The organism is Winogradskyella poriferorum (genome assembly GCF_050618035.1).
Lineage (GTDB): Bacteria > Bacteroidota > Bacteroidia > Flavobacteriales > Flavobacteriaceae > Winogradskyella > Winogradskyella poriferorum_A.
In genome coordinates this window covers 1-226 of sequence record NZ_JBODPY010000190.1, presented here as the reverse complement: position 1 = coordinate 226, position 226 = coordinate 1, and the positions used below count along the sequence as shown (strand labels likewise).

Below are 226 nucleotides of genomic sequence, written 5' to 3'. Positions count from 1 at the left end.
GGAAGAAGAATTCAAGAATGTTGTTGGAATAGCTGATAAGCGTGATGATATTGAATCATCACAGAAAATTGGGAAATTAGCGAAAAGATTAACTCCAGAATCACTTCTGCGTACATATTACTTGGCCCAATATGCAGAGAAAATAGGCAAAACAAAAAAGGAAAAAAAGTTGTATGAATCTGCGCTCACACTTAACCATGTAAGCCATATTAATAGAGACTTTATT

At 34.1% G+C, this 226-nt stretch carries 1 pseudogene; it reads left to right on the top strand.

What is annotated here, in order from left to right:
- Positions 1-226 (top strand): annotated as a pseudogene (locus tag ACRHOC_RS15420) (hypothetical protein); the annotation flags it as partial.